This is a genomic window from Motiliproteus coralliicola, assembly GCF_003345655.1.
GTDB lineage: Bacteria > Pseudomonadota > Gammaproteobacteria > Pseudomonadales > Balneatricaceae > Motiliproteus > Motiliproteus coralliicola.
Genome location: NZ_QQOH01000001.1, coordinates 420,966 through 442,419 on the forward strand (window position 1 = coordinate 420,966; position 21,454 = coordinate 442,419).

The 21,454-nt window shown below is 60.7% G+C and carries 16 protein-coding genes; 11 read left to right on the forward strand and 5 right to left on the reverse strand.

What is annotated here, in order from left to right; translation table 11 throughout:
- Positions 1 to 3: 3 nt before the first annotated feature.
- The 5 genes from DV711_RS02000 to DV711_RS02020 all read right to left on the reverse strand — a co-directional run bounded on the left by DV711_RS02000 (position 4) and on the right by DV711_RS02020 (position 7,690).
- Positions 4 to 834: a universal stress protein gene (locus DV711_RS02000; RefSeq protein ID WP_114693971.1), complete on the reverse strand. Its 831-nt coding sequence runs from the start codon at positions 832 to 834 to the stop codon at positions 4 to 6.
- Positions 824 to 3,265: an efflux RND transporter permease subunit gene (locus tag DV711_RS02005; protein ID WP_114693972.1), complete on the reverse strand. Its 2,442-nt coding sequence runs from the start codon at positions 3,263 to 3,265 to the stop codon at positions 824 to 826. Before DV711_RS02005 ends, DV711_RS02000 begins: the two co-directional genes overlap by 11 nt.
- Positions 3,265 to 4,416 carry a WD40/YVTN/BNR-like repeat-containing protein gene (locus DV711_RS02010; protein ID WP_114693973.1) on the reverse strand — a complete coding sequence of 384 codons (1,152 nt, stop codon included), beginning with the start codon at positions 4,414 to 4,416 and terminating at the stop codon, positions 3,265 to 3,267. Before DV711_RS02010 ends, DV711_RS02005 begins: the two co-directional genes overlap by 1 nt.
- Before the next feature lie 176 nt (positions 4,417 to 4,592).
- Positions 4,593 to 5,963 carry a DUF1329 domain-containing protein gene (locus DV711_RS02015; RefSeq protein WP_114693974.1) on the reverse strand — a complete coding sequence of 457 codons (1,371 nt, stop codon included), beginning with the start codon at positions 5,961 to 5,963 and terminating at the stop codon, positions 4,593 to 4,595.
- Positions 5,964 to 6,010: 47 nt separating this feature from the next.
- The gene (locus DV711_RS02020; protein WP_114693975.1) at positions 6,011 to 7,690 is read right to left on the reverse strand and encodes a DUF1302 domain-containing protein; all 1,680 of its coding nucleotides are present in this window, start codon (positions 7,688 to 7,690) and stop codon (positions 6,011 to 6,013) included.
- 588 nt (positions 7,691 to 8,278) lie between these two features.
- Between DV711_RS02020 and DV711_RS02025 the strand changes: the two genes are divergently transcribed.
- The 11 genes from DV711_RS02025 to DV711_RS02075 all read left to right on the forward strand — a co-directional run bounded on the left by DV711_RS02025 (position 8,279) and on the right by DV711_RS02075 (position 21,314).
- The gene (locus DV711_RS02025) at positions 8,279 to 9,304 is read left to right on the forward strand and encodes an AraC family transcriptional regulator (protein ID WP_165839967.1); all 1,026 of its coding nucleotides are present in this window, start codon (positions 8,279 to 8,281) and stop codon (positions 9,302 to 9,304) included.
- Between the two features lie 230 nt (positions 9,305 to 9,534).
- A complete protein-coding gene (locus DV711_RS02030) occupies positions 9,535 to 11,103 on the forward strand; it encodes an arylsulfatase (protein ID WP_114694886.1) in 1,569 nt (522 codons plus the stop codon).
- 37 nt (positions 11,104 to 11,140) lie between these two features.
- A complete protein-coding gene (locus tag DV711_RS02035) occupies positions 11,141 to 12,130 on the forward strand; it encodes an AAA family ATPase (protein ID WP_481318817.1) in 990 nt (329 codons plus the stop codon).
- 13 nt (positions 12,131 to 12,143) lie between these two features.
- Positions 12,144 to 13,076 carry a DUF58 domain-containing protein gene (locus DV711_RS02040; protein WP_114693977.1) on the forward strand — a complete coding sequence of 311 codons (933 nt, stop codon included), beginning with the start codon at positions 12,144 to 12,146 and terminating at the stop codon, positions 13,074 to 13,076.
- Positions 13,077 to 13,078: 2 nt separating this feature from the next.
- Entirely contained in the window at positions 13,079 to 13,624 is a 546-nt protein-coding gene (locus DV711_RS02045) for a DUF4381 domain-containing protein (RefSeq protein WP_114693978.1), read from the forward strand.
- Positions 13,618 to 14,598, forward strand: coding sequence for a VWA domain-containing protein (locus DV711_RS02050; protein WP_114693979.1), 981 nt, complete (start codon positions 13,618 to 13,620; stop codon positions 14,596 to 14,598). Before DV711_RS02045 ends, DV711_RS02050 begins: the two co-directional genes overlap by 7 nt.
- Positions 14,588 to 15,514, forward strand: coding sequence for a vWA domain-containing protein (locus tag DV711_RS02055; RefSeq protein ID WP_114693980.1), 927 nt, complete (start codon positions 14,588 to 14,590; stop codon positions 15,512 to 15,514). The genes DV711_RS02050 and DV711_RS02055 overlap by 11 nt, the downstream gene beginning before the upstream one ends.
- Complete coding sequence (locus tag DV711_RS02060; RefSeq protein WP_133297382.1) at positions 15,505 to 16,167, forward strand: hypothetical protein; 663 nt, start codon at positions 15,505 to 15,507, stop codon at positions 16,165 to 16,167. Before DV711_RS02055 ends, DV711_RS02060 begins: the two co-directional genes overlap by 10 nt.
- Positions 16,167 to 17,402: a BatD family protein gene (locus DV711_RS02065; protein ID WP_165839968.1), complete on the forward strand. Its 1,236-nt coding sequence runs from the start codon at positions 16,167 to 16,169 to the stop codon at positions 17,400 to 17,402. Before DV711_RS02060 ends, DV711_RS02065 begins: the two co-directional genes overlap by 1 nt.
- Positions 17,399 to 19,573, forward strand: coding sequence for a multiheme c-type cytochrome (locus DV711_RS02070; RefSeq protein WP_114693983.1), 2,175 nt, complete (start codon positions 17,399 to 17,401; stop codon positions 19,571 to 19,573). Before DV711_RS02065 ends, DV711_RS02070 begins: the two co-directional genes overlap by 4 nt.
- 175 nt (positions 19,574 to 19,748) lie before the next feature.
- Positions 19,749 to 21,314, forward strand: coding sequence for a long-chain-fatty-acid--CoA ligase (locus tag DV711_RS02075; protein WP_114693984.1), 1,566 nt, complete (start codon positions 19,749 to 19,751; stop codon positions 21,312 to 21,314).
- Positions 21,315 to 21,454 lie beyond the last annotated feature (140 nt).

Below are 21,454 nucleotides of genomic sequence, written 5' to 3' on the forward strand. Positions count from 1 at the left end.
GGCTTAGGTTTCCGGCGGCAGGACCAGTAGGTCCGTGGTCAGCCGTTTGGCAACCTGTTCGGCGGTGTTGCCCAACAGCACGCCTTTCAAACCGGAGCGAGCGACAGTGCCCAGCACCACCAGCTTGGCGTCCAACTGTTGCGCCAGCTCGGGGATGACCAGCTCCGCCGGACCCGGTCCAATATGGAGTTGTTGGTCGGGAACTCGGTCGGCATCGATCAGAGATCGGCAGACGCGACGGTAGTCTGCCGCGATGCTGGCATCGGTCGGCTGCGAGCTGGCCACGTCCTGCATGGTTGAGGGGTGGGCACTGAACAGGTGGGTCTGCGACTGACCCACTTCGCCGATCAGCTTGCCGGCCTTGATGATCCTTTCGTTTAGCTGGGCATGTTCCTGATCTCTCGGGTTACCGTCGACGCACAGCAGCATGGCGCTGTTGTTCCACTCGTTATCCGCGTGTACCAGCAACACCGGGTGCTGGGTACTGCGCAGCAGCTTCCAGTCGTCCGGCAGGAATACATGGTCGGCCAGGGTCGGTTTGTGGGCTTCCTTGATCACCAGGCCGAACGGCTGCTCGGCTAGGGTACGGTGGATGGCGCGGAACCAGTTGTTGTCGTCGCTGATCTTGACCGACACTTCGATCCCTTCGGCGGCAGCGGCTTCCAGCTTTCGGTCCAGTATCTCCAGCAGGCCGGGGACCTGGGCGTGCTTATCGCGCACCAGGGCGGTGATGGTTGCACCCAGCCGTCGGCACATGCGGATCGCTTTATCCAGTGCCACCTGCTGGTCTTTTCTCGGGTTGACGAGCACTAAGATGTTTTTGTTAAACCGCATGACGCTGTTCCTCGAACTGGCTGGATTCCTGGTGGTCGGCTGGTTGCGGTGCGCTGCTGCTCACCGGGGCCGGATTACTGGCAGGCTTTTTGATCAGAATGCTGGCCAACGCCGGCAGGAAGACCAGGGCGCCGATCATGTTCCAGACGAACATGAAGGTCAGCAGAATGCCCATATCGGCCTGGAACTTGATCGGTGACAGTACCCAGGTGCCGACGCCGATACCCAGGGTCAGACCGGTGAAGGCGACCGCCTTGCCGGTGGTTTTGAGGGTGTTGAAGTAGGCGGCTTTCAGCGACATCCCTTCGTTGAGATAGGTCTGCAGCTTGCTGTAGATATAGATCCCGTAGTCGACCCCGATGCCGACACCCAGCGCGATCACCGGCAGGGTGGCGACCTTGACGCCGATGCCGAGCTTGGCCATTAACGCCTGGCACAGCAGTGACGTCAGCGCCAGCGGCAGCAGAATACACAGCACAATCCGAACCGAGCGGAAGGTGGCCAGGCACAGCAGGCCGACCACCGCGTAGACCCAGATCAGCATCTCGTACTGGGCTTTCTCGATCACGATATTGGTGGCGGCTTCGATACCGGCGTTACCGGCGGCCAGCTTGAAGGTGATGCTGTCGCTATTGAATTCGGCGGCAAAGGCTTCGACCTCGGCAACCACCGACTCCAGTGTCGCGGCCTTGTGGTCATTGAGGTAGACAAATACCGGCATCAGGCTGCAGTCGGCATTGAAACTGCCGGGAGTCGAGCGGATCGAGGCCTGGTCCAGCAGGGCCTGGTTCCGGTTCAGTCCCATCCACTTGATATTGCCTTCATTGAAGCCGGCCATGGTCTGCTTGGTGTGATTGACCAGAGAACGGGCCGACTGAACTCCGGGTAGCTGCTGCAGGCGCCACTGTAACTGGTCCACCACATCGAGGGTGTGATAGGCGGAACACTTGTCCTTGGGGGTTTGCACCATCACCACAAAAATGTCGGTGCTGGTGGAGTAGTTGGCGCTGATAAAGGCATTGTCGAGGTTATAGCGCGAATCCGGGCGCAGCTCTGGTGCACCGGCATCCAGATCGCCGATTTTCAACCCCTGACTCTGGTGCAGGCCCAGGGCACTCAAGCCCAGCGCGATGACGATCAGCACTAACGCCTGGGGACGCTGGGTAAAGCCGGAGAGAAACCGCCAGACCGGGTGCTTGCCGTGCTCTTCGGCGTACTGCTGTTTACGCACCGAGGCGCCGCTGACTCCGGTGTAGGACATCAACACCGGCAGCAAAATCAGGTTGGTCAGGATGATCACCGCGACACCCATGCTGGCGGCCACCGCCAGATCCTGAATGACCTCGATCTTGATCACCATCAGGGTCGCGAAGCCGACGCCGTCGCTGACCAACGCGATGATGCCGGGGATATAGAGGGTGCGGAAGGCACGACGGGCAGCCAGCTCTTTACCGGCGCCGGTGGCGCTTTCATGGGCGATGGCATTGATGATCTGAACGCCGTGGCTGACCCCGATGGCGAACACCAAAAAGGGCACCAACATGGAGTAGGGATCCAGGCCAAAGCCCAGAGTTTTCAGCAAGCCCAGTTGCCAGATCACCGCGATCACCGAACAGACCAGCGGCACCACCGAGCTGCGCAGGCAACGGGAATAGGCGTACAGCAGGACCAGGGTGATTCCCAGAGCGACGGCAAAGAAGATCGCCACCTGACTGGCACCGTCGATCAGATCGCCCACCACCTTGGCAAAGCCGGTGATATGGATCTTGATCGTCTCGGTCTGGTACTTGTCGCGGATCAGTTGCTCCAACTGGTCGGAAAAGACCTGGTAATCGATCGGTTCGCCGGTTTCTGGGTTCAGTGCCATTAACGGCGCATAGATCACCGCCGATTTGAAGTTGTTGGCCACCAGCGCGCCCACCTGACCGGACTTGAGCACGTTGGCACGGAGTCTCTCCAGCTCCCGGGGCGAGCCGTCATAGCTATCGGCGATAACGGGCCCGCCGGCCAGCCCCTCTTCGGTGACCTCACGCCAGCGTACGGCCGACGCCCAGATCGACTTCAACGCCGAGCGGTTGACGCCGGGTATGTAGAACACCTCGTCATGGACTTGGCGCAGGGTGTCCTGGAACTCTGCCGTGAAGATATCGCCCTCGGTCGCCTCCACAGAGATCCGAATCGCGTTACCCACGCCCTGGAGGTCGTCCTTATGGTCGAGATAATTGGCGATATAGGGGTGGAAGGTGGGGATCATCTTCTCGAAGCTGGCGTCGGGCTTGATCTTGCTGGCCTGGAAGGCGAAGAACAGCGTAGCGAGCAGCATCAGGACGATCACGACCGGACGGTTGCGGAAGAAAAAACGTTCCAGTAACGGCTCAGTGCGGGCCGCCGACCGGGTGGCATTGAATGAAGGTGTTACAGCGTTGTTCATCAGTCAGATCCTCCGACGAGGGGAGCGGATTGGACACCGGTCAGGCCAACGGTGAGCAGTTCCTTGTTATCACCGGCAATGACGCTGCTCAGCGGTAGTCGCTGACGGGTCTGGCGGTTACCAATACGGTTGCCGTCGGCATCCAGGAACACCGACATTCCGGCATCACCGACCAGTACGACGGTACCGTTGTCGAGCATCGTGGCGCCGTACAGACCGGTATCGACGCCGGTATCGAGGGCCGCCCATTGATCACCCCAGTCATTGGATTGGTAGGCGTTACCGCGTAGGCCATAGGCGATCACCCGGCCATCGTCGGAACCGACGACGCCGAAGAAGGAGCCCTCGTAAGGGCTGTCGAGCAGCTCCCAGCTCTGGCCCCAGTCATCGGAGCGGTAGAGGGTGCCGGCTTCGGCGGCCAGATAGAGACGATCGCCGACCTGACGGATCGCGTTCAGATGGAAATTGTCGGGGTTGTCCAGATGGTCGAACCAGGCTTCCCAGCTGTTGCCGCCATCGCGGGTATGCAGGATCAGACCGAAGGCGCCGACAATGAAGCCTTCGTTGCGATCTTTAAACCAGAGATCAAGAAAGGGGCGGCTGGGTCCTTCGGTGACAAAGCTCTCGGCGTCTTCCCACAGAAAGGTCAGACTCTCCAGCTCCAACTCGAGATCGCCTTGCTCCTGCTCGGTAGCGTCGGCGATACGCCGCTCCAGTGCCTCCATGAGCTGTTTGGCACGCTCTAAACCGATCTGATTGGCCTGATTACCATCGAGCAGCTTCTGCCAACTGCGACCGCCGTCCAGGGTTCGCAACACCACACCGTCATGGCCGACGGCCCAGCCGTACTGATCATCGACAAAGTAGCTGGCGGTGAGGGTGACACGAACCGGCACGGGGACTTGCTGCCAGCTCTGCGTCTGATCGCCCGATAGCAGGATATGGCCGCGTTCACCGACCGCGATCAGGTTACTGCCGACCCGGTCCAGATCCATCAGTAGTGAAGTGGAGGCGCGTTCGGAGGCCACGGCGTTTTCGTTCAGAGCGTCCTGGGCCATCACCGGGGTGTGGGCCAGAAGTAACGCCAGCGAGAGAGATGCCGCCTTGAAGCCGGATCGTCCTTGAGTTGGGATTTTCTTAATGTGTTTCATACAGACTGTTCTTCTTGATCTTAGGGTGTCGGTATCGCAGCGGTAACTGCGTAGAAGAGGCCGCCAACAGCTGGCGTTGGTGAGCGGCCCTTTCGTTAGCGAACAGCGTGGATGCGCTAACGAAAGGACGGCGGGGAGGGTGCCGACCGGGGAAGGAGCCGGCCCCTCAAGTCAACTTAGCGGCGACTCATCTTGCGTACCTGGGTCGGCGTGTAGAATTTGTCGTTTTTCACCGCACTGAAATCCAGCGGCTTAATGTCCAGCTCGTTGAAGGCGTAAGCGTCATTCTGCAGATCGGCATGCCAGTAGCCGCGGATGACGGTAGCCGGAACGTCGTAGGCGTTAACCATGCCGGCAAAGCCCGCGCGCCAGAGGTTATCGCGACCGTCATAGATATCGGTGGCCGCAACCGCCCAGCTGTCCTCGTCGAGGAAGAAGGTTCGCTTGCCGTAGACATGTCGGCTGCCATCTTTAAGGGTGGCTTCTACGACCCAGACCCGATGCAGCTCCCAGCGCATGTAATCGGGGTTGGGGAATTTGGGCGTGGCCAGGGTATCGGCAACGGTATCGATCCCTTTCTTGGCTTCAGCCAGCATCTTGTTGTTGTTGTAGGGGATGAACATCTCCTTCTTGCCCACCAGCTTCCAGTCGTAGCGTTCCGGTGAGCCGTTGTACATAAAGGAGTCGTCGTAGGTGGCCTGGCCGGCGAACTGGGCGTTGGGCGTGTCAAACGCAATGGTCGGGGCCCGACGTACGCGGCGCTGGCCCGGAATATACTGCCAGGCCTGACGCGGCTCTTTGGCCTGGTTGACCGGATCGATCGCCAGGATTACCTCGCCCTTGCGGCGTACCGGCAGCGAGTACTGAACCAGCACTTGAAAGATATTGCCGTTGAAGCTGTCCAGCGAACCCTGCTGATCGTAGTAGGGGTAGGTCTCCCACAGTCGGCCTTGGCCGATGGTCTTTTCACCGTTGGAGTAGACCACCAGATTGGCGTAGTTCTTCTCAACGCCGGAGCCCAACCAGCGTAGGTTATGGTTCCAGATCGCTTCCTTGCCGTTTTTCGGAATCGGGAAGGGGTATCCGCCGAAGGCTTTTTCGACACCATTGCCGTCCGCGGTCAGATCGGTGCGGGTGGCGTTGGTCTTGGTGTTGTCGTAGACCCATTGCGGCGCTGCGAAGGTACGGTGGGTCTTATACACTGGCATCTTGAAGTCGGCGTGCTTGGCGAACAGCGCTTTCTGGCCTTCGGTCAGCTTATCGGCATACTGCTGGTAATTGCTGGCATCGATGGTGAACAACGGCTGTTCATCGGCAAAGGGGTCGATACGGGTGCCGCCGGCCTGATAGTCCGACGGCGGGGTGGTCATACCGCCGTTCCATTCGGGGATGCTGCCGTCGGCGTTACCGGCGCGCTCGGCGCCGGTGGGGGTCAATTCGGTGCCCAGTTTGGCGGCATCCTGGGCCGAGATTGCAGCCAGGGTGGTCCCTGCCTGGGTCATCAGCGCTGCGGTGGTGATCGCTAAGAGGGTTTTATGAAATCTCATTGTTATTCTCCTATCAGGCATTGGCCTGATCATTCTCCTCGGAAGGCTTAGAAGCGGTACTTGTAGTACAGCGCGAAGTTGTCGCGGTCTGCGGTCAGGTGACCGATCTGCAGTGACCCCTGGTCATCGATGATGTCCTGCGGTTCATGCATAAAGCGGGTGTAAGAAGCACCGAACGAGTGCCCGCCGGTGTAGGTGAAGTCCGCTTTCAGACCCAGTACCTCAACGCCTTCGGTGAAACCGCCGATCATCGGCGAGATGCCGTCAAAGTCGTTGCGGTAGGTGGCGGTGACTTTCAGGTCCAGACCGTTGGCGATGGTGAAGTAGTCAGCACTGGCGCGGACCACAAAGCCGGACGAGTTCGGCGAGTTGCCATGAAGGGCGGACTTTTTATCTTTCAGGTTGACACCCAGCGCGGTGGCGCGGGCATCGTCTTTCAGGTCCAGGACCCGGAAGTGGCCGATTTCGCCCATGACGACCAGGTTGTCCCAGAGTGCGCTCTCACCAAAGATATGCATCAGAGATAGCTGGGCCTGCACGGTTTCGGCTTCGCTGTAGTAGAACAGGCCGGGGGTGTTGAGTCGTACCGGCTGGCCGTCGCGGTAGTTGAATTCACCACTGACGTTGGTGTCGCCCAGCACGGTACCGAAGCTGGCACCATAGACCTCGATATCCTCGAAGTGGGTTACGTGGACGTTATCGTCGCCCAGGTTCACCCCGGGAGTCGGCACCAGGGTGCTGGGGACCAGATTGACAGTCGGAGCAAAGTCATTGAAACGCAGCGCATAAAAGCCGAACTCGGTATTGTTCAGATCCTCGGCCAGATAGCGCAGGGCGACACCGAACTGGCCCTCGTCGGGCTCTTCGCGATCGACAGTCGAAGTCAGGCCCAGACCGCCAAGTACCGGAACGCTGTCGCCGTCAGCCTCCTGGCCCAAGACTTCCAAGGCGTTGAAATAGGTGCCGGGGGCGTCGAGGCGGGTCTTCTCCCACTCCCACTGGTAGTAGGCGCCGACGGAAAGTACGTCGGTCAGGTCCATCTCGGCGTACACCTGGCCGATCGGTAGGAAGATATCCTTCAGTTCTACCCCGGGAGAGTTGGCCTTGGTGGCGTCCAACGGACCCTGGGCGGAGGAGATGCCGCCGTTGATAAACAGGCTTTCCCCCCAGTTGACTACCTGGCGTCCAACCCGCAGGTTCAGCGAGCGCTCATCCAGATCGAAGGTGTGGTAAACAAAGGCGTCCAGCAGTTCGATATCGTCCTTGTGGATATCGATACCATCGTTCTGATAGGGCTTATCAAAGGATCCCAGGGCCTTTTCTTGGGACAGGCTGTCGTCGTTATAGACGTCGTCATACCAGCCGCGGGCACGTAGGAACACCCCGCCGTCACCGTAGTTGACATCCAGGTCGGTGCTGAAACTTAAGCGGTTCTGGGTCTTATCGTACTTGTCGAAGTTGCGGTTGCCGTCATCGGTCGCCAGGCCGTTTAACGGGGCCTGGGTCAGAATCGCATTGTCGGGTTCTTCCATCCGCCACTGAACGTCGTAGGTCAGGGTGGTGTCCCAGTCGATCGTGACTCCATTTTCAAGCTCGAAAGAGAGCGCCATGGCTTGGGGTGCGGTGGCGGCTCCGAGAGCTAGCGCCAAACAGGACCGGGCCACGCTGTGGCTCAGTTTGTTGCGTTGCCAGTGGCCAGGAGCGCTTCTGGATAGAGGAATTTTCATCGCCGTATTCCTTGTTGTCATTGTTTTTATTGGTTGTTAACGCCGCACGCTGAAAAGCGTCCCCCGGCGTTCGAAGGGGTGATAAGCGAGTTTCAAAGTCAGAGCCGTTGGGAATCCTAGCTTGAGAGGGATTCCGGGCTTTGTTGTCGAATGGAGATTGGACGCTGGGTCTGGGTCATGCTGTGGCTTCCTTCTATTGTTTTGTTATTTGAGGATGCGATGCTGTGTTGTCGTCGACACGGGGACTGCGTTTTGTTCTGTTACCACCGGCTCCTTGGGTGATATCGGTAACTAAACCCTGTGTGTATTTGGGTGGCTGTGTTGTCGGCCGGTCCCTATCCGTGCGAGTAAAATCAGTATGTGGGAATGGTCGGGTTGAAGAGAATGGCCGTGGGTGCCAATGAGTTGTCCGGTTATGCCATTTCGGGGGCCGGTTAAGGGTTTTTTAGACCATTGGTGTACATTCAGGCAGGCCACGATTTCACAGTGATAAAAGTGGTCACAGCAGGGAAAACTCCTTATTGTTGAAGCTATTGCCGGTATCGGCATCAGCTGTTTTGGATGTGGGGGAATAAGAGTGGGCAGACGATGAAGCAGATGGTTACCTCCTCGTCGGGTTGGATCGTAGCGGTTTCACGGGCGTTGACGGCGGCCGGTTGTGATGTCGAGTCAATGTTTGCTGCGGCTGAGCTGGATCTGGCCCAGGCGACGGACCCCAATAGCCGGTTTCCGGTAGAGCAGATGGCCAGGGTGTGGCGGGCTGCCGTGGTGGAAACCGGCGATGAAGCGTTGGGGTTGCGGGTAGCCGACTACGTTAAGCCAACCACCTTTCATGCGTTAGGTTATGCGATGCTGGCCAGCGGTACGCTGCGCGAGGCGTTTAAGCGGTTGGAGAGTTATTTCACCATCGTTTCCGACGCCGGTACTCTGGTATTTGAGGAAGGTGAACCGGAGTGTCGGTTGCTGCTGCAGCGTTCCAGCAATGAGGCGGGACGCCCGGTTGCCTCGGATCAAGCCCTCGATGCGTTTGTGGCTTCGATATTGGGCATCTGTCGAGATCTGCATCAGCCGGATTTTGCACCGCTGCGGGTAGAGCTGGGCCGCGCGCAACCGGCAAAGATCGCGCCTTATGAATCGCTGTTCGATTGCCCGGTTACCTTTGGGATGCCTGCCACCAATCTTTATTTCTCTACTTCGGAACTCGATCAGCCGTTACCGACAGCCAATGCGGAGCTGGCGGTGCAGAGTGATAAGGTGGTTCGGGATTACCTGTCGCGCCTGCAGCTGGAGGATGTGGTTGGTCTGGTGAAAGCCAAGGTGATCGATATGCTGCCCGATAGTGAGCCGTCCCAGGAGCGGGTGGCCGATGCGCTGCATCTGAGTTTGCGCAGTCTGCAACGCAAGCTGAGCCAGGCGGGTACCAGCTATACCCAGGTGTTGGAAGGGGTTCGGCATGAGTTGGCCGAACAGTATCTGCAGCAGTCGCACCTGTCGGTCAGTGAGATCTGCTTTATGCTGGGCTTCGCCAGTCTGAGCTCCTTTTCTCGCGCCTTTAAGCGCTGGACCGGTGTCTCTCCGGCCCATTATCGCGCCGATCGGTTGGGGCTCTCATAACGTACTTTGATTGAAGAACGGGTCGGTTTCGGAGTCGCTCGGGTCGTTCTTTCGCTATGTTGATTCTTCTCTTTTTATTGTTGGTGCCTGTCCGAAACGCTGTCGCAATCGGTTAATCGTTTGGCGTGAGCGGGCATGGGCGGGTCTTTCGTGAGCCCCTAGAATGGATCTACTCCGTCCTGTCGGGCTCAGATCCGGCGGTCAACAATAACAAAGATAAGGACACGGATATGCGCAAGCTTGCCCCTCCTTCAGCTGTTTTTTACCCATTCTCACGCTTTCGTCTCCCGCTCTGGGGGCTGCTTCTATTGCTCTGGGGTAGCGCCGCTCATGCGGCCTCGGAGCGTCCCAATATCCTGGTGATCTGGGGGGACGATGTCGGTTGGTTCAACATCAGTGCCTATAACCGCGGCATGATGGGGTATAAGACGCCGAATATCGACCGGATCGCCAACGAAGGTATGTTGTTCACCGATGCCTACGGGGAGCAGAGCTGCACCGCCGGTCGGTCGGCCTTCATCACCGGGCAGCATCCGGTGCGTACCGGCTTGACCAAGGTGGGTATGCCCGGGTCGAAGATCGGTCTTCGTGCCGAAGATCCGACCCTGGCCGAACTGCTTAAGCCGCTGGGCTATGTCACCGGTCAGTTCGGCAAGAACCATCTCGGGGATCGCGACGAGTTTCTGCCCACCAACCATGGTTTTGACGAGTTTTACGGCAACCTCTACCACCTTAACGCCGAGGAGGAGCCGGAGCACCCGGATTACCCGCAAGACGAAGCTTTCCGCAAGCGTTTCTCTCCCCGTGGGGTGATTCACTCCTACGCCGATGGTCGGGTCGAAGATACCGGTCCGCTGACCAAGAAGCGGATGGAGACTGTCGACGAGGAGTTTCTGGAAGGTGCGCTCGGGTTTATGGATAAAGCGCATCAGGCCGACAAGCCGTTTTTCCTGTGGTTCAACTCCACCCGGATGCATATCTGGACCCGTCTGAGTGAGAAGTGGGAAGGTAAGACCGGCCAGGGCATCTATGCCGATGGGATGGCCGAACACGATGATCAGGTGGGGCAGTTGCTGTCCAAACTGGACCAACTGGGGATTGCCGACAACACGATCGTGTTCTATTCCACCGACAATGGCGCTGAGGTCTTTTCCTGGCCGGACGGCGGTACGATTCCGTTCCGAGGTGAAAAGAACACCACCTGGGAAGGGGGCTTCCGGGTCCCGGCGATGGTTCGCTGGCCGGGCCATGTGGCTGAAGGCAGCGTCTCCAACGAGATCGTGTCCCATCAGGACTGGTTGCCGACGCTGATGGCGGCGGTGGGCGAGCCGGATATCAAGAGCAAGCTCAAAGCGGGCCATAGCGTTGGCGATAAGCAGTTCAAGGTGCACCTGGACGGCTATAACCAGTTGGCCCATATCAAGGGTGAGGCGCCGGGAGCGCGACAGGAGTTCTTCTACTTTACCGACGACGGCAAGCTGTCCGCGCTGCGGATGGGAGACTGGAAGGTGCAGTTCTCGGAGCAGCGCGCCCAGGGTCTGGATGTCTGGCGTGATCCGCTGGTGCCGTTGCGTCTGCCGAAGGTCTTCAATCTGCGTCGGGATCCGTTCGAGCGTGCCGATCTGGAATCCTGCTGCTATGACCGCTGGTTCGCCGATCGCCTGCCTTACCTCTATAAAGCCCAGGCAACTACGGCCCAGTTCCTGAGTACCTTCAAGGCGTTCCCGCCACGCCAGCGACCGGCCAGCTTCTCGATCGATCAGATCGTTGAGCAGTTCATGCAGTACCAGTCGCCCTGACGGCGAATTGGGTCAGCAACGGCTGGAGGTAGCTGAGATGGTTGAGATGACTGAACTTAGTGCACAAGAAGCTCGTGAAGCGCTGACCCGGTTGCGTGGTCAGTTGGCCGATCAGCTGCTGGGGCAGGCCCGGGTCGTCGACCGCTTACTGATCGCTCTGCTGTGCAACGGCAACCTGCTGTTGGAGGGGTTGCCGGGTACCGCCAAGACCCGTTCCGTCCGCGCCTTGGCGCGAATGATGGACGCGCGTCTGGGACGGATCCAGTTTACCCCTGACCTGCTGCCGGCCGATGTGACCGGTACCGAGGTCTACCACCACGAGGCCCGGGGCGAGCAGTTGGTGTTCGAACCGGGACCGATCTTCAACAATCTGGTGCTGGCGGATGAGATCAACCGGGCCCCGGCCAAGGTGCAGTCGGCCTTGTTGGAAGCGATGGAAGAGTGCCAGGTGACGGTAGCCGGCAAAAGTCATCCGCTGCCACCGTTGTTTATGGTGCTGGCAACCCAGAATCCGCTGGAGCAGGAGGGGACCTATCCGTTACCTGAGGCACAGTTGGATCGGTTTGTGATGAAGTTGCGGCTGGACTATCCCGATGAGGCTACCGAACGCGAGGTGATCCGACTGGTGCGTACGGAAGAGCTGCAGCCGCTGGTCGATCTGCCGGTCATCCCGCAGGACGCGGTGTTTGCCGCACGGGAGGCGGTGAGCCGGCTGGAGGTGGCCCCGGCACTGGATGACTATCTGGTGTCGCTGGTGATGGCTACCCGGGATCCTGAGCGTTATTCAGGACCTCTGGCTGACTGGCTGGAGGTGGGGGTCAGTCCCCGTGCCGGGATAGCCCTAGATCGCTGCGCCCGGGCCCATGCCTGGCTGAGGGGCAGTGACTTCGTCGAGCCGGACGATGTCCGGGCGGTGGCGCACGATGTGCTGCGGCATCGATTGTTGCTGACCTACGAGGCGGTTGCCGACGGGGTCGACGCCGACCGGGTGATCGATGAACTGCTGCGCCAAGTGGCCGTAGTCTAGAGCCGGTGTCGCCATGAAACCTGAAGATCGAGCGGTTGACGGGGTCTATTCCGACCTGTCGCAGCTGTTGGCGCTTCGCCGATCGGTTTCGGCGGCAACGTCGGCGGCACGGGTCAAGCAGGGGCGCACTGAAGGCATGCGTCTGTCCCGCCAACGGGGGCGGGGGCTGAGCTTCGAAGAGCTGCGTCACTATCGTCCCGGAGATGATTGCCGCCTGCTGGATTGGAAGGCCACGCGACGAACCGGGCAACCGCTGGTGCGGGTGTTTACCGAGGAACGCGAGCGGCCGGTCTGGCTGCTGGTTGATCAGCGCAGCGGCATGTTTTTTGGCAGCCAACGGCGAATGAAGTCGGTGTTTGCCGCCGAACTGGCTGCACTGATCGGCTGGGAGGCGCACCAGCAGGGGGATCGGGTCGGCTCGGTGATAATCACCAACGACGCAATACGACCCTGGCGACCGCAACGTACCCAGGCGCAGTTGTTGGACTGGCTCAAGCAACTGGTGGCCTGTAACCATCGACTTCGCGCCGGCGCTGCACCGGCGCCGCAGCGCCTGCCTGATGCGCTGGCGGAGGCCAAGGCACTGATTGCCCATGATGCGCGGATCTACCTGCTGTCGGATCTCGATGGCTGGAGCGATGACTGCCTGGCATTGGTTGGCGCCCTGCGCCGTCATAACGAAGTGGCGGTGCTGGCTATTGCCGATCCGCTGGAGCAACAACTGCCACCGGGTTGCTGGCACTTTGCCGATCACCGGGGGGAGTTGAGCGTCGATCTTGGTCGCTCTGGCGTGGCCCAACGCTACCGGGAGAATGCCGAACAGCGTCGGCAGTCGATCCGAACAGGGTTGCGACGACGCCAGGTCGACTATATCGAGCTCGATTGCCAGAGCGATCCTGCCATCCAGTGGCGTCAAGTTCGCGTTCGTTCTGGCGGCGGTGTCTGATCATGGATCTGCCGACCTCCAATACCTGGTTGACCAACCTGCATCCACCAGTCATGCCGCCGGAACCCTCGCTATGGCCCCCGGCCCCCGGTTGGTGGCTGCTGGCGGTGCTGCTATCGGGCTTGGTGCTGATCTGGGCAGTTCGCAGCTGGCGGTTGTGGCGTCGCGATGGCTACCGGCGTGCCGCTTTGAAGGAGCTGGGGCGAATCCGTTTCCAGCTCCGGAGTGATGAGCACCGGACGCAGGCGCTCAGAGCCTTGCCGCAACTCTTGCGTCGCACCGCGTTGGCAGCCAGTCGGCAGTCCGGTGCGGCTGATGCGCCAACCGTGCAACCGCAATCCCTATCCGGATCCGATTGGTGGGGATGGCTGGATCGGCACTGGCCTGAGGGTCGCTTTAGCGCCGGTAGCGGAGAGCGGTTGCACCGTCTCGCCTACGCCTCTGAGGCGGCGCTCGACGAGCTTAGCGAGAGCTTGGTGTCCGAACTCTGTGACCGGGTTGAGGGCTGGATTCGACAGCATCGCCGACCGGAGCTGATGCCATGCTGATCGAGAACCCCTGGGCGTTGCTGCTGGCGCCGTTGCCGTTGCTGGTTCGTTGGCTCTCGCCCCGATTGGTGCTGCCTGAGCTGGCGCTATGGGTGCCGTTTCTGGCACCGCTGGCTGAGGCTGCCGGAGAGCGGCCCGACGTTGACCCGGTAGCCCGGCGAACGCTGTCGCAGCGGTTGATTTTGGTGGCTTTGTGGTTGTTGATCCTGGCGGCTCTCTGCCGCCCTCAGTGGCTGGGCGAGCCGATCCGAGAGCCGCTGCTGATTCGCGACACCCTGGTGGCGGTGGATATCTCGGGCTCCATGGAGACCGCCGATATGCGCGCAGCGTCCGGCGGGCTGGAAACGCGACTGGCTGCGGTGAAACAGCTGCTAACTCAGCTGATCCATGAGCGTCAGGGCGACCGCTTCGGACTGATTCTGTTTGGCAGCGCACCCTATCTGCAGGCTCCTTTTACCCGTGATGCCGTGCTGTTTGAACAGTTGTTGGCCGAAGCCGAGGTGGGGATGGCCGGACCCAAGACGATGCTGGGTGATGCCATCGGCCTGGCGATTAAGCACTTTGAGTACAGCGGTGAGCGTCAGCGGGTGCTGCTGCTGGTGACCGACGGCAATGACAGCGGCAGCCGCATGCCTCCGCTGGAGGCGGCTCGTATCGCCGCTGCTGAGGGGGTGAAGATTCATACCCTGGCGGTGGGTGATCCCGACACGGAAGGCGACAGGGCATTGGATCTTGACGCCCTGGCGGCGATCAGTGCCACCACCGACGCGAAGTTGATCCAGGCAAGCACGGCTGATCAGCTCAACGGGGTCCGCCAGTTGTTGGCGCGATTGCACCCCAGCGGCAAGGCTGAACAGCAGCACCGCCCCCGTCAGGAACTCTATCCCTGGCCGCTGGCGGCGGCCCTGCTGTTGATGTTGATCAGTCAGACCTGGCTGTACCGGATCAATCGGAGGGCTACCCATGGGCATTGAGCTGGCATCGATATCACTCTGTGCCGGCCCGCTCTGTTTGGGGCGTCCCGGTTGGTTGTTGGCGCTGCTGCCCGGATTCTGGTTGCTGTTGCGCTATTGGCGTCAGCAGCGCCGGGCCGATGCCTGGCGCGAGCTGATTTCGGCGCGACTGCTGCCGCATCTGTTACGAACCGACAGCCGTCGTTCAAGGCGCCCGTTGTTATTGGCGCTGGCCAGTTTGCTCAGTGTGGTGCTGGCGTTAGCGGGTCCGCGTTGGATGCCGGCCAGTGATCATACGGAGGCTGAGTTGCCGCCGCTGGTTATTCTGCTCGACCTCAGCGCAGCTATGCAGTCGGGGGACAACCCAAACACCCCGCTGGCACGCGCACGTTTGAAATTGCGAGATCTGCTGCAGTCCCGTGCCGGGGCGGCGACGGCGTTGCTGGTGTTCGCCGGTAGCGCCCATACCGTGGTGCCGCTGACCGAAGATGTCGAGACGCTCGACTGGTATCTGCAGGAGTTGGGGCCGTCGCTGATGCCGCGCCCCGGTTACGACCCTAGTCAGGCATTAACCCTGGTGGAGCAACTTGGGGTGCCGCCTGAAACCGCTCTGTTGCTGGTGAGCGATCAGTTGCAGGCAGATGAGGCCTTGCGGACTCAACTGCAGCGCGCCGGTCGTTCGCTGGTGGTGTTGCGACTCGATGCGATGCAGGCTGTATCCAGAGCGATGCCCTGGTCACGAGTCAAAGAGGTGGCGGCCACCCTGGATAACCGTGATCTGGAACAGGTCCAGGGTTATCTCAATCAGTATCAATGGCGTCATAGCGCGGTCGACCCCTCGGCGTCGGGCTATGACTTGGGCTACCCGTTGGTGTTCCTGGTGGCGCTGGTGATGTTGGGCTGGTTCCGCCCGGGGATGGTGATGCGATGGCGCTGAATCCGAGTCGGACAAGGGCCTGGTTGCGGGCCTGCCGTTGGGGGGTGGCAGTACTCTTGGCGGTCGGATTGCTGTGGGAATCCCACAGCCAGCCGTTGTGGGCCTGGTGGATGAGTCCGGATCAGCGCGCCCAGCAGTTGCTGGAACTTGGCGATGCGGCCGCCGCCGCGCGCCTGTTCAGTACTGCGGAGCGACAAGCCTACGCCTACTACCGAGCCGGCGATTACGCCCAAGCAGCCCGTCTTTGGGCCCAGCAGCCAGGCCCTGTGGGGGCGTTCAACCGCGGCGCTGCTTTGGCCCAGTTGGAGCGTTACGAGCAGGCTGCGGCGCAGTACCGCCTGGCGCTGGCGGCCCGTCCGGATTGGTCCGAGGCCGAGCGAAACCTGGCTCTGGTCAGCTCTTTGGCCCGTCGGTCCAGAGAGATCGAGCGTGAGGATCGCGGAGGCTCCCTGAGCGCCGATGATGTGCAGTTCAATGAGGACCCGGATGACAGTCAGATCCGTGCCCGCGATCAACTGGAGGGTGGGGGAGATCAGGGGCTGAGTACGGAGCAGCGTAAAGCGCTATGGCTGCGGCGCCTCGATGCGAGCCCGGCGCGTTTTTTACGCCTCAAGTTTGCCCGCCAGTTGCAACGCCGGCAGGAGGCAGGTTGATGAAGGCCCGCGGTTGGATCGGTTTAATTCTATTGGCGTTGGTGGCCGTTGATGCCGGGGCGGAAACCCGGCTGGCGATGTTTTTTGATCGTCCGTCGGGCTATCTCGGTGAGCCGCGGCAGCTGGTGATCGAGTTGCGCACCGACCGGTGGTTTCGTCAGGCTGTCAGTCTTCCGCAGCTGTCCATCGCGGGGGCTGTGGTGCTCGATCTGCAGGGATCTTCCCATAGCTATACCGAACGGCAGTCCGGGACCACCTGGGCGGTAATCCGCCGTGAGTTGCTGGTGATCCCCCAGCGTCTCGGCAAGTTGCTGACGCCGTCGCTCAGTCTCGAGGTCTGGGAGGGGCGGGCGCAGAAAGCGCTAGCGTTAGAGGCCCCGTCGATCGGTTTGGAGGTTGAGCCGCTTCCGCAAATGACCGACAGCCGCCTCGCCGTCGGTACCGCACTACGGCTTAGCGAACAGGTATCCCAGACCGAGTCGGAGGTGGCTCAAGGTGACGGCATCAGTCGTCAGATCAAGATCGAATTGGCGGGGAATGTCGGTATGTTTATCGAACCCTTGTCGATGTCGTTACCCGAGGGCGTTCGGCTCTACGCAGACCGGCCGAAAGTGCAGGATCACAGCCAGCGCGGCCAGCTTTTGGGGCAGCGTATCGAGACCTTTACCTACCTGTTTGAGCAACCGGGGGAGGTGGTTCTGCCGCCGATTCGAGTTTGGTGGTGGAACCTGACCAGGCAACGGTTGGAACTGGCGCAGTTGCCGGAGCGCCGGATACAGGTTCGGCCGCTGGCTGAACCGTCGGATGCGGAGGTATCACCAATGGCTTGGTGGTGGCTATTGGTGCCGATGTTGTTGGTTGGCCTAGTCTTGCTGAAGGGATTGAACGCAGAACAGCGCTGTTTTGTCGCGTTGTTGCGGGCTGCTCGATGCGATGACGCGGCGGTACGGGTGCGTGTCCTCTACGTTTGGATGGACCGCCTCCATGGGCGACCGCTGCCGTTGCGAGCAGCGCTGCGCGATGACGCGTCGCTGGCTGAGGAGGCGGGCAGTGTACTGGCTCCGCTGTATCGGCATACCCCGAAGACGGCGGTTTGCCGAACCCTCTCGAGCTGGCGCTGGTGCTGCTGGCGGCGCCGCAAGTTGGCGGCTGCGACCACATCGGCCCCGGGCTTGCCGCCATTAAATGGCCGATCCGATCCGGCACCCGGTGCTGAACCAAGGAGAACATCATGAACCAGCTGCTGCTGATGATGAGTTTGCTGCTGATCACAGCGATGGCTCAAAGTGCCGAGTATGTCGGTGATCAGGCCTGCTCGTCCTGTCATCCACAACAGCTCGAACGCTGGCGCAACTCCCATCACGCCCAGGCGATGGCGCTGCCGACGCCTGAGACCGTGCTGGGCGACTTTGAGAATGCCGAATTTGACTACTTTGGTCAGATCAGCCGTTTCTTCCGTGACGGAGATCGCTACCTGGTGGAAACCGACGGCGCCGATGGCCAGCGGCAACGTTTTGAAGTGGCCTACACCTTCGGGGTCTACCCGTTGCAGCAGTACCTGCTGGCGTTGCCGAACGGGCGCTACCAGGCTTTTAGCATTGCCTGGGACAGTCGAACCCTGGAGGAGGGCGGGCAGCGCTGGTACCACCTGAACCCGGATGAGCCGGTGCGGGCCGGCGATCCGCTGCACTGGACCGGCCCCTATCTGAACTGGAACAGCCGTTGTGCCCACTGTCACTCCACCGCGGTGGAGAAAGGCTATGACCCCGAACACGACCGTTACGATACCCGCTGGGCGCTGATCAATGTCTCCTGCGAGTCCTGCCATGGCCCTGCCTCTACGCACCTGCAATGGGCGCAGCAGCCGGTAGCCGAGCGGGGCGCGGACAGTGGCTTACTACCCTGGCCGAGCCAAACCGGCACCGAACTGGCGCCCTGCGCCGGTTGTCACTCCCGTCGTGGACTGCTGGCCGAAGACCAGGCTGCCGGGCGCGATTTTTACGATCACTACCAATTACGCCTGCCCAAGGCGCCGCTGTATCACCCCGATGGCCAGATCCGCGATGAGGTGTTCGTGTACGGCTCGTTCCTGCAGAGTGAGCTGCATCGTCGCGGGGTTCGCTGTGCCGACTGTCACGACCCCCATAGTCTGCAGTTACGGGATGAGGGCAACCGGCTCTGTAGCCGCTGCCATGACGCGGGACACTTTGACAGCAGCCGCCACCACCATCACCAGGACGGTCCCGGGGCGCAGTGTGTTGACTGTCATATGCCGGCCACCACCTACATGGGGGTGGATGCCCGACGGGACCACAGTTTCCGGGTGCCAAGGCCCACCAAGGCTGATTCGAGCCGAGTGCCCGACCTCTGCCAAGACTGCCATGCCGATCGGCCGGCAGGTTGGTCCAACAAGATACTGACCGGCTGGCAGCAAGGGACGGCCGAAGCATCGCGGAGTGCGCCGCACTACGGTGAGATTTTGAGTGATGGTGACCCTGTGGAACTGCAGCAATTGGCGGTCGATCCTGATCAAGCCGCGATCGTACGTGCCACAGCGTTCAGTTTGCAGGCCGACGATCTTGATGCCGTCGGACTGACGCTGGCCAGTGAGGCGCTGGATGATTCGGAGCCGCTGGTGCGTCAGGGGGCGGTGCAGGTGCTGTCAGGGATACCACTGCCGCAGCGGGTGCGCTTGTTGTTGCCGCTGCTGGATGACCCCTTGCGCAGCATCCGACTACTGGTGTTCGAGGCCTTGTTGGAACTGCCCGAGAACGGCTTGCCGCCGGCGCTAAGAAGCCGACTGCAACGGGTTGAACAGGAGTATGTCGACTCCCTGTGGTTGAACGCGGATACCCCGGAGGGGCGGTTGAAACTGGGTGGATATTACCGTTCTCGTGGTGACGGGGCCCAGGCTGAGACGCACTACCGCAAGGCGCTCGAGATGAATTCGCAACTGCTGACCGGACTGATCAATCTGGCCGACCTCTATCGCCAGCAGGATCGTGACGAGGACGCTCAGCTGTTGCTCAAGCAGGCGATAGCACTGGCACCGCAGGAAGCCGGACCCCATTACGCGCTGGGCTTATTGCGGGTACGGCAGAAGGCGTACCTTGAGGCCGCCGGCCATCTGCAGCGAGCTGCACAGCTGGAACCCCAGCACTGGCGTTACGGCTACACCCAGGCATTGGCGCTGGACGCCGGAGGGCGGACGGCCGACGCCGAGGCGCGATTGGAGCAGTTGTGGGCTCGCTTCCCCCAGGCCTTACCGATCTTGGAAGCGTTGTTGGAATTTGCTCGCCGACAGGGGCATCGGCAGAGGACTCTGGAGTATGCCGAGCAGTTGCTGCAGCGGCAGCCGGACAATCAGGCTTTGCGCCGCTGGGTCGAGTCATTACGGGCGCAGTAATAGAATTCTGATGGTGCGTCGCAACATCCTGAATTCAGGCTAGGTTGGCGCTTAAGGGCTAACAGGTTGGCGTGTGAAGAAAAGCGGCTGCACAGGGGCAGTCATATAGTAGGGCTAAGACGTACCATCGAATTCGGGGCTCAGATCCCGCGACCATAATAACAAGAGGTGCTTCATGTACTGTACGCAGCCTATCAGGCGTTCTGCTCAAATCCAGCCCAATGCGATTGCTACAATCCACGGTGATCGTCAGCGGACCTTTGCTGAGTTGGAAAATCGTATCGCTCGCTTTGCCGACGCCCTGCAGCAAAAAATCGGCGTCAATCCCGGTGACCGGGTGGCGATTCTGGCGCTCAACTCCGATCGTTATTACGAATACCTGTTCGCGGTCCCCTGGGCCGGTGCGGTGGTGGTGCCGCTGAATATCCGCTGGTCAACCGCCGAGAATGTCTACTCACTTGAGGACTCGGGCTCCTCGGTACTGTTGGTTGACGACACGTTCTTGCCGGTCGCTGAGGGGATTCGTGAAACTTCCAATGTCGTCCGCACCTATATCTATATGGGTGACGGTGAAACCCCGGCGGGGATGCTGAACTATGAAACCCTGATAGCCGATGCGCAACCGGCCGAGGATGCTGACCGGGGCTACGACGATCTGCTGGGTATTTTCTATACCGGCGGCACCACCGGTTTCCCCAAGGGGGTGATGATCTCCCACCTTAACTACTACAGCAGCTCGGTTTTCGCGATGGCGGACCTGGATTTTAATCGTCCAGGGGTGCGTTACCTGCATGCCGCGCCGATGTTCCATATGGCGGATCTGGCCATGGGGATGGGCAATACCATCGCCGGCAACACCCACGTCTTTATTCCCGCATTCCAGCCCCAGACGGTCGCTCAAGCGATCGAACAGCAGCGTGTCACCGCGACTCTGTTGGTGCCGACGATGGTGGCGATGATGCTGGAACAGCAGGCGTTCGCGTCGGCTGATATCAGTACATTGGATCAGATCGTCTACGGCGCCTCGCCGATGCCGGAGGGTACGCTACGGCAGGCAATGGATGCGCTGCCGAACGTGGCCTTCTATCAGGGCTACGGCCAGACCGAGATGGCGCCGCTGGTCAGCATCCTGCGTCCTGAATACCACGTATTTGAAGGCCCCAATGCCGGTAAGCTGCGCTCCGCCGGTCAGGTCGGCATGGTGGTCGATGTCAAGATCCTCGATGAGGAGGGTAACCCTCTGCCGGTGGGCGGGGTCGGGGAGGTGGTCTCCCGTGGGCCGAACGCGATGCGGGGCTATTGGAATAAGCCGGAACAGACCGCCAAGGCGCTGGTTGATGGTTGGGTCCACACCGGCGATGCGGGCTATCTGGATGAGGATGGTTTCCTGTTCCTGGTCGACCGGATGAAGGACATGATCGTATCCGGCGGCGAAAACGTGTTCTCCGCCGAAGTCGAGAGCGCCCTGACCCGTCACCCAGCGGTCCATGAGGTCGCCGTTATCGGCATTCCTAGCGAGGAGTGGGGTGAGGCGGTGCATGCCATCGTACGCCTGAAGCCCGGCGAGGAGGTGTCCGAGCAGGAGCTGATCGCCAGCTGCAAGGAGCATATCGCCGGCTACAAATGCCCCCGCTCAATCGAATTCCGTGAGACGCCGTTCCCGGTCACTGGTGCAGGCAAGCTGCGCAAGATGGATCTTCGTGATCCGTACTGGGAAGGGCGCGACCGCGCGATCAACTAGATCAGAACCCTGGGAATGCCGTCCTGAAGTTGCGGGCGGCAGTCCCGATCCATCACTCAGACTGAAAACGGACATCAACGGTCGGCGCTCCGTTGGCGCGCCCGCTGTGGCCGGTACGGTCTACAACGATAATAACTAAC